This is a genomic window from Stenotrophomonas sp. STEN018 (assembly GCF_056760235.1).
In genome coordinates this window covers 1-7,476 of the sequence record NZ_JBRREK010000102.1, presented here as the reverse complement: position 1 = coordinate 7,476, position 7,476 = coordinate 1, and the positions used below count along the sequence as shown (strand labels likewise).

10 protein-coding genes are annotated in these 7,476 nt (G+C 55.0%); 4 read left to right on the top strand and 6 right to left on the bottom strand.

Annotated features, from left to right (window positions below):
* Nucleotides 1-96: 96 nt before the first annotated feature.
* The 3 genes from ACVOMB_RS20470 to ACVOMB_RS20460 are packed head-to-tail and all read right to left on the bottom strand — an operon-like array spanning nucleotide 97 to nucleotide 1,416.
* On the bottom strand, nucleotides 97-612 hold the full coding sequence (locus tag ACVOMB_RS20470; RefSeq protein WP_481532863.1) for a hypothetical protein: 516 nt from the start codon (nucleotides 610-612) through the stop codon (nucleotides 97-99).
* Nucleotides 613-647: 35 nt separating this feature from the next.
* The gene (locus ACVOMB_RS20465) at nucleotides 648-947 is read right to left on the bottom strand and encodes a hypothetical protein (protein WP_317219051.1); all 300 of its coding nucleotides are present in this window, start codon (nucleotides 945-947) and stop codon (nucleotides 648-650) included.
* Nucleotides 948-957: 10 nt separating this feature from the next.
* The gene (locus ACVOMB_RS20460; protein WP_317219050.1) at nucleotides 958-1,416 is read right to left on the bottom strand and encodes a hypothetical protein; all 459 of its coding nucleotides are present in this window, start codon (nucleotides 1,414-1,416) and stop codon (nucleotides 958-960) included.
* Nucleotides 1,417-1,533: 117 nt separating this feature from the next.
* Here ACVOMB_RS20460 and ACVOMB_RS20455 point away from each other — a divergent pair, with 117 nt between their 5' ends.
* Together ACVOMB_RS20455 and ACVOMB_RS20450 are read left to right on the top strand one after the other, a co-directional pair.
* Nucleotides 1,534-1,869: a helix-turn-helix domain-containing protein gene (locus ACVOMB_RS20455; RefSeq protein ID WP_199932619.1), complete on the top strand. Its 336-nt coding sequence runs from the start codon at nucleotides 1,534-1,536 to the stop codon at nucleotides 1,867-1,869.
* Nucleotides 1,870-1,970: 101 nt separating this feature from the next.
* Nucleotides 1,971-3,068, top strand: a complete 1,098-nt coding sequence (locus ACVOMB_RS20450) for a hypothetical protein (RefSeq protein WP_481532862.1) — start codon at nucleotides 1,971-1,973, stop codon at nucleotides 3,066-3,068.
* Here the strand turns inward: ACVOMB_RS20450 and ACVOMB_RS20445 are convergent.
* The 3 genes from ACVOMB_RS20445 to ACVOMB_RS20435 are packed head-to-tail and all read right to left on the bottom strand — an operon-like array spanning nucleotide 3,042 to nucleotide 5,288.
* Nucleotides 3,042-3,560: a PIN domain-containing protein gene (locus ACVOMB_RS20445; protein ID WP_317219048.1), complete on the bottom strand. Its 519-nt coding sequence runs from the start codon at nucleotides 3,558-3,560 to the stop codon at nucleotides 3,042-3,044. The two genes, ACVOMB_RS20450 and ACVOMB_RS20445, sit on opposite strands and share 27 nt — an antisense overlap.
* A 10-nt stretch (nucleotides 3,561-3,570) precedes the next feature.
* Nucleotides 3,571-4,698: an ImmA/IrrE family metallo-endopeptidase gene (locus ACVOMB_RS20440; protein WP_317219047.1), complete on the bottom strand. Its 1,128-nt coding sequence runs from the start codon at nucleotides 4,696-4,698 to the stop codon at nucleotides 3,571-3,573.
* A complete protein-coding gene (locus ACVOMB_RS20435; RefSeq protein WP_143565611.1) occupies nucleotides 4,698-5,288 on the bottom strand; it encodes a hypothetical protein in 591 nt (196 codons plus the stop codon). Before ACVOMB_RS20435 ends, ACVOMB_RS20440 begins: the two co-directional genes overlap by 1 nt.
* A gap of 609 nt (nucleotides 5,289-5,897) precedes the next feature.
* Here ACVOMB_RS20435 and ACVOMB_RS20430 point away from each other — a divergent pair.
* A complete protein-coding gene (locus ACVOMB_RS20430; protein ID WP_481532861.1) occupies nucleotides 5,898-6,398 on the top strand; it encodes a Panacea domain-containing protein in 501 nt (166 codons plus the stop codon).
* Between the two features lie 124 nt (nucleotides 6,399-6,522).
* A complete protein-coding gene (locus ACVOMB_RS20425) occupies nucleotides 6,523-7,209 on the top strand; it encodes a hypothetical protein (RefSeq protein ID WP_481532860.1) in 687 nt (228 codons plus the stop codon).
* Nucleotides 7,210-7,476: the final 267 nt, after the last annotated feature.

Here is a 7,476-nt window from a genome sequence, read left to right as displayed (position 1 = left end):
GTCGGCCTTGTTGTTCGGCGTCGCCAAAGGTTAGTTGCATGGGTCGATCAAGCTCTCAAATCGCGGATTGCAGTCTGGCAGCTTCGGGGGAGTTGTTCAGAGCTTCCCTAAGCGGGAAAACCACTCATCTCGCTCGGCCTCATTGATCGCTGTGCTCCTGAGCCAGCGGTCAGAGTGACGCACGAAAGGAACCAGCCAGAGCGGATGAACAACGTCCCGCACCTGGACTTCCAGGCGATGGGTGATCACTCCCTTGTAGTTGTATTCCCCAGTGCGGATTGCGAGCACTTCAGATCGCCGCAGATAGCGCTCGCCCTTCCCAGGGTCCCGAACCCAGATGGTGTCCCCGCCCAGGTCCAAGGCAATGTGATCATGAGATACCGTGGGTTCGAACTCTTCCGGCCGATGCTTCTTCAGTTTTGGAGTTCGGCGACGGAACAGCCACGGCAAGCCCCACAGCAGCGCAAGGGGCCAGAAGACCAGCTGCCCGAACAGCATCAGCCCGAACAAGGCCCCATCGGTCGTTGTGCCGTCTTCGAACACGACACCGCAAAGCCACCAAAGCGCGAGACCGGTGATGATCCAGCGGATTATCTTGAACAAGGTCCACATACGAGCTTCCTAGCTTTGGTTGGGAAGGGCCGGGGTCAGCGACGGTCTACGACGGTCCAAGTGCCATCGACCTTGTCGATGACGAAAGTGCCGACAAGCTGCTGTTGCTCAGTTCGAGTGCCCAGCTGATAGCGTGCGGTTCCAGTGACACCGCAGGCATAGCCAGGACTGTCCCCTCTCATGCACTCGCCCACCTTCAAGCGCTCAAACGTCATGGTCGTTCCCGTTGCTTCCTTGAAATACGCCGTCAGCGCCTTCTCAACATCGCCACTGCCGGGCCCACCAGAGCAAGCCACCAGCAGTGCTACGGCGGAAACCATCCAAAGCTTCTTCATGTGTGTTCCTTCAGTCGATGAGCAAGCAGTGCTTGCCCGGGTTGAGGCTCGTGCCAGGGAGCACTTCCCAATCAATCACTGCCCCTGCCTTGTTGATGACGATCACGATCTGGCTAGGCCGGGCGGATGAGTCTTCATCGCGCTCTCCCAGATAGGCCAAAGCAACGGCACTCCCGAAGTCGTAGACCTTGCCGAAGCCCACCACGCCATGCGCTTCAGCTGGCAGCAGCACCGGCTTGCCATCGAGCTTGATAGCGCGCTTGTAGTCCCGGCCTTCCACAGGGTCGATTCGGCCGATGCTGGTTCGGATAGGGCCAGTAGGCGTTGCAGATCCATGACCGGTGGCCCAGATGAACTCGGAGACCTTGGGCTTCCCTCCCCCACCAACCTTGAACTGGCCGCTCTGCAGTTGGCACGACAAGCTGGGCGCTGCCCCGGCAGAAGCGGCGAACGCCAGGAGACCCACCACTGCCCAGCACCTCATATCCATACAACAGCCTCCAGGTTCACTTTTGCGTTGAACGCAAATGACCGGCTAAGCTTATGCGGTCAAACTCTGGAGAGTCAACGTGTTTGTTTCTGCCGGATGCCCGCTCCTCAGCCCACGCCCACAGCCCTTGGTCATCGCCTACGCGCAGCACGCGTCGCCAAAGGCTGGACCCAGGCCCAGCTAGGCGAAATGCTCATGGGCGTGGATGACTCAAATACGACGGCCCCTCGGATCAGCCGATATGAACGCGGGATGCACAAGCCGGATTTGGAGACAATCGAGAAGCTAGCGGAGCTTCTAGACCTACCTGCGGCCTACTTCCTGGCGGCTTCGGATGTTGTGGCTGAGGCCATCCTGGTGCTTTCCCAGCTTGACGCCAAAAAGCAGAAGCAAGCACTTGGGCTGATCAAGAGCCTGATGGACGCCTCATAGCAGCCGCAACCTACTTCTGAAATAGCTTCAACGATTACTACGCTACAGATGCACCGTTAGACCTTCACCTGCGATGGGCATGAAGCCCAAGGAGTGATCGTATGACCTGCGAGATAGTGAACGTCGGAAAGAGGCGAGACGGGGGAAGCCGGTACTGGTGCCTGTCCCATCATGCAAACGCCACCGCAAAATATGGCGTGGCGGCAAAAGAATGCGTGGCCGCGCATGACTCACCCATTTCGGAGAGTGAGTCTCTCGATCTAGAGGTTGACCGTTACGAGGGAGGGATAGCTCTTTGGGGGTCAGTGCCCGCGTCATACGACACTACCACCCTGCCCACCGATAGAGGCATCCACGTACATGCCAGGCGCTTGGGCCGGGACTCAGCCAAGGACATCGACAAGACATATCGAAGGCTGAGGATCCCATTCACCACAGACCTGCTGTCCTCGGAATGGTTCGTAGTGGATGAGATCGACGCAATCAATTACATGGTGTCTGGCGTCTTCGGCTTCGGAACCATCAGTGTCAAATGCAGCCACTGTGGCTTCCCCCATCTCGACCGCGACTGGTTCGCAGTCCATCCTCACAAGAAGCATCAGTGCCATGGATGCGGGAGACAGTTCTCCGACTCGGAAATCGCAATAGGAAACCCTCTCTCGCAGTTGAGGAACCACCTTGAGCCGGGCACTCGATCCCAGATAGCTGCACCAAGAAGCATAGAGATACGCCAACAGGACTACCCAGGAGGGATACAAATCTGGGGATCAAATCCTGCCATCCTTTGGACCTCCACAGCGCCTGAAGAAACCGGAATCCATCTGCACGCTCTGAGCGAGGAAGGCCAAGAGTGGCCCAAGGTGGACGACACGTATGAGTCTGTCGAGATAGATGGCATCAAGCTTGATGCCGAGCAAGTGCGCTTCTACATGGCGCAAACAGCGCTGCCACACATCGAAGGACGCGTCGTGGCTCTGTCATGTCCGCGCTGCAAAGAGCCTCACTTCGATAAGGGACAGTGGGCATATACGCCCCACATTGACCACGAATGCCACTTCTGCGGAGCGATCTTCCAGAATCCATCGCAGATCAAGAAGACGATATCGAACCCGTTTGTCGAGACACGAACACGCCTTTCCAAGCATACGAATCGAATTCTTCGTGAAGACAAGCTAGGGTTGCGCCCCGAAACCATCTAGCAGGGTCACTTCTTTGGCGAAGAAGTCCACATCGATCTGTGGAAGATAGCCACCGAGCTTGCGCATCTCTTCATAGGCGAGATGCGCAGCTTCAGTTGAGATCAGTCCTTGGCTACAGGCTCGTTGCATCAACCCCAAAGAGCCGGTCACCAGCGACTCATGCCCGAGCCGCTTGATAGCCGCCTTCCGGGCCCGGCCGTCATCACAAGCGATCTGGCACTGGATGACGGAGGCAATGAGGATGCATTCGGTCTCGCCATCACCGAGCCCCATATCATTCTTCGCCACCAGAAATGCCGAATATGGGACCAATCCGTCGTCAGCAAGGGTCAAAGATCCCTTGGCAAGCTCCAAGTCCAACACTTCGGAGGCGGATGAAGCCTCATCTCTCACCAAGCTTCCGACTTGAAACTCTACACCCTCGATACCCAAGACCGCATCAAAGACCCCGCCATTCACGAGGTTGATGACTGTCGAAGCGTCGAGAAGCACTATCACGCTGCTACTTCGAGTTAGCGGCGAACAGATAGGAAATGGGGACGTTCAAAAGCTCAGCGGCTTTACCGGCAGAGAGCTCCTCACGTTCCACAAGCTTCGCAGCAGTCTCAAGTAGCCTGGGCGAAGTTGAAATCGGTATTTCCTCTCGCTCTCTAAGCCCCAGCTCTCTCGCTCGCTTCTCAGGACTTCCATGCTCGTCTGAGATCTTCTGATACAGCGCCCTAGCGCCTCTAGGCTCCAGCAACCCCAAGCCTTCGCAACGGCGCGCGGCAACCTCAAAGCTCACCCCGAAGAAGATTGCAGCAGTCAGTATCTCCACGTCCCCGAGCGGTCCTTTTGCACGGTAGTGAGTGCGAACGGCATCAAGCACCTTCAAGAACCCTTTTCTGGGCATTAGCAAAGAAGCCGCGAAAGCATCCGCAAAACGCTCTTCGTTCCGATGCTCAGCCGAGACAGTCGTCTCTCTGTCTCCACCCACCTCTTCGTCCAATCTTGCGAAGTCAATCTTTAGCAAGTCATGGCGTGCTACGAGGTGTCCCACCTCATGAGCAAGAGTGAACAGCATCCGCGCCTTGAAGGTTCGAGGAGCAAGCAGGATTAGTGCGTGGCCTTCGACAATCGCTGAAACCCCCTCGATCTTAGGGTCCCTTCCATAGCAGACAAAGACCCCCAACTCCTCCAAGGTGGTTGCAAGACTAAGAAAAGGAACTTGGTCATCCAGCTGTGCGAACGCCCGTCTGAAGATGGCAGCAAAGTTCTCTGCGTTTTCAAGATCGGGAGCCAGTCCCCTGAACAGCTCCAGCCAGTTGAGATTGGAAGGCAGAAGTCTCGCTATCGAGAGTATGTCGTTTAGCTGGTCACCTATGATGCTCAGAGATGAAGACATGCCCCTTGCGCGCTGATCAAGCGTCTGCCTCAGCAAGAGCTTCGAAGTGCTCTGGTCCTCAGTTGATTCCGCCCGCCCAATCGAGCTCAGCGGAACACGTATTGCCTTTGATATTTTTCTGATTTCCGACAGCGATGCCTCATCACCCGAGACGATCTCGCTAACACGGGAAACGGGCAAGTTTGCCCGTCGGGCCACATCGCTGACCGTGAGACTGCGATCCGCGATGTGTTGCGCAATATCCATTACTTCCTGGCTTCCCTCTTCAAGGCCTGAAGCTCTTCTCTCAGACGAATAGCTTGCTCTTCAGTCAATTTTCTCATGCGCCCGATCACTTGTTGGATTCGCGTAGAGCCTGGACGATCAAACAGACTGGCGAGGATGTCTACTGATCGCTCCCTACCAAGCTGGATCTCCCGAGGCGTCTGAAGGATGACAGAGGTCCGACCAACCAGATAGTTCTGGATTCGCCTCTCAAACTTGTCGTGATGGTCTTCGGGGTGATGTCGTCCGTCTGCAGTCACAATGATATTGCCCAGCCTCTGGCCGGACTCGTCAAATCTGAGCCGATTCTCAGGGAACTGATCGAAAGCTGCGATCTGACTGGACAGCTTGTCCTGGACCTCAAGCCCTCCAATCACATACTGCTGAACGTTCTTCCCCATGCTGCCGCTTATCACGAAGATCTGATCGCCCAACTTCACCCTACGGCGCAGGTCAGGCCGACAGGTTCCCATAGTCGATTTCGCTTTCTTGTCCGGTTGCAAGATCGGGTCTACAAGCGCCTTACCCATACCCGGGTCAGAACCAGGGGAAACGAATATGTAACTCGACACGCCACACCTCCAATCCATGTGAAGACGAAGCCCAGAACCAGACCCGCCGTGGCGGCCTGTTTTGCGATTTGTACCGCATGCCGAGCCACCTTACTAGTGCCCCTCCCTACACCCCATGCGGAAGGAAATCCCCGGTCGCCCCCTAGAGAGGCGATGGTCTGATCTCAAGTTGTGAGATAGCGTCGCTATAGTCTCGCGCTCGACCATTTCTTGAGCAGACAGGCATGATATCGATTCGCGCTCTTCCTCCATGACCCCAGATCGCTGACTTCCGATGTCGCCACGCATGCGGGATGCGCCCTGCTCGCGTCCGCTCTCCTAACGGAGTGCTACTACTGGATCGTCGAAAGGCTCAACTGCTCCCTCATGAAACTGGCATCACCGTATTGGGTGTTGTGACCCTCGTGGCTACAACAGGCATAAGCGACACCACAGTCAACGATGCTACAGGTCAAGATCAATCTTATTTTACCGGCGCAGTGGCGCTACTGGTCCTGCTCTCGTTTGACAAATTCGCCGCTCCCGTGATCTGAAGTCGGCCTTCAATGCAATGGGGCTTGCAAAATTCGCCCATATGGTATACTGAAAAAAATGTAAAGGGAGACAGTCATGGTGCCGGTTCACCAGGTCGCGGACTACATCGTCGTGAAGATGGAAGAGGGCAATGTGCCCCTTAACCTGCTGAAGCTTCAGAAGCTTTTGTACTACGTCCAAGCATGGGCGCTTGCAACGAAGGGTCGTGGGGTTTTCAACAATCGATTCCAAGCATGGGTTCATGGCCCCGTTTGTCGAGAAATTTATGATCGCTTTAAAGAGACCCACTCTCTTTACAACTCTGTAAATGCCGATGCGGCAATGCGCGATTCGGCAAATACGCTTCCCCAAGATGTCCTCGCACATATCGATGAGGTCTTGGACGCATACGCAGGTTTTTCCGGAACTCAACTGGAAGCGATGACGCATCGAGAGGCGCCGTGGCTGCAGGCCAGGGGGACGCTGGCGCCAGCAGAGCGCTGCGAGACGGAAATTGATGAGACACTGATGGCCAACTACTACTCGAAACTCTTAGAAGAGGCAGAGGCGGAAGAGATAAAGGTAAAGTCTAACTGACGGCCTGATTGGGGGGACGTAGAGGTTGACTTCAACATAAGGGGCAAGGATGTCTAGGTACAGCGGTACTGCGAACCGGCAGCTTGAAGCATCGGGAGCTACCAATCAGCGCAGATACTCAGTGGTGTCTTCTCGACAGGCGCCGAAGAGCCAGCCTTGGCGATTTGGTTTCCGTCACTTTCGACAGATCAAAAATTTTGGTCTTTCGGCAACGAAAATCAAAAATAGTTGGCTTCTCGCGGTTTTGGAACGTTTCACTGAGCTTGGAAGTTCATCGGTAGACGATATATTGAACGACAAGCGTGTTGCGGAGGCCAATCGTTGCCATGAGATTAATTGGCAACAGAAAAATATTCCAATAAGCATCGATGATCTTGACTGGATTCCAGAAAAGTTTCACAAAAGGGAAGAGTACCCAATCTTGCAGTTCGCAGTTTCGAAAGCAATGGGTCGGTTACTTGGGTTCTTCGATGAAGAGTGGACTTTTCAGGTTGTCCTGCTCGATCCGCTTCATAACGCGCAACCAAGTAAGTCGTACGGGTATAAGGTTGATCCCTGCTCCCCATTAGGGTGCGAAATTACAGCACTCCGCAAAAGGGTCGATGATAGTCTGCAGGCAATCAACTGCGAATGCGGCTTAGGTGACAGGTTGACTGAAGCGCTTCATTCACCCACTGAGGGTCCAGCACTGATAATTTGCATTTCTCGCAACGATCTCCCGGAACAGTTGGAAGAAGTTCTTGAATCAGGCATGGCCGCAAGCATCCAAGATGTTCTTCAAGCTGGTATAGATCACTTTCTCTCACGCTAACAGTGAATGGCTTTGCGGCCTTTTCTCCGGCGACTTCGCTTGAGTCCAAACACCAAACAAAAGCCCCGCATCGCGGGGCTTCTGTCTTTTCACCCCGGAAACACCGGGAACTTCTCGTTGGGATGAGAGGCCTTCCAAGTGGTGTAAGCAGAAGTCGGGTTCACCCCCGAAATCACGGACGGTTATGAAAGGGTTGAGAACTTCAGATCGCGCTTGGCGGTCCTCCGTCGCATCCGGCGGTTGTGGAACCGCTCAATGTATTCAAAC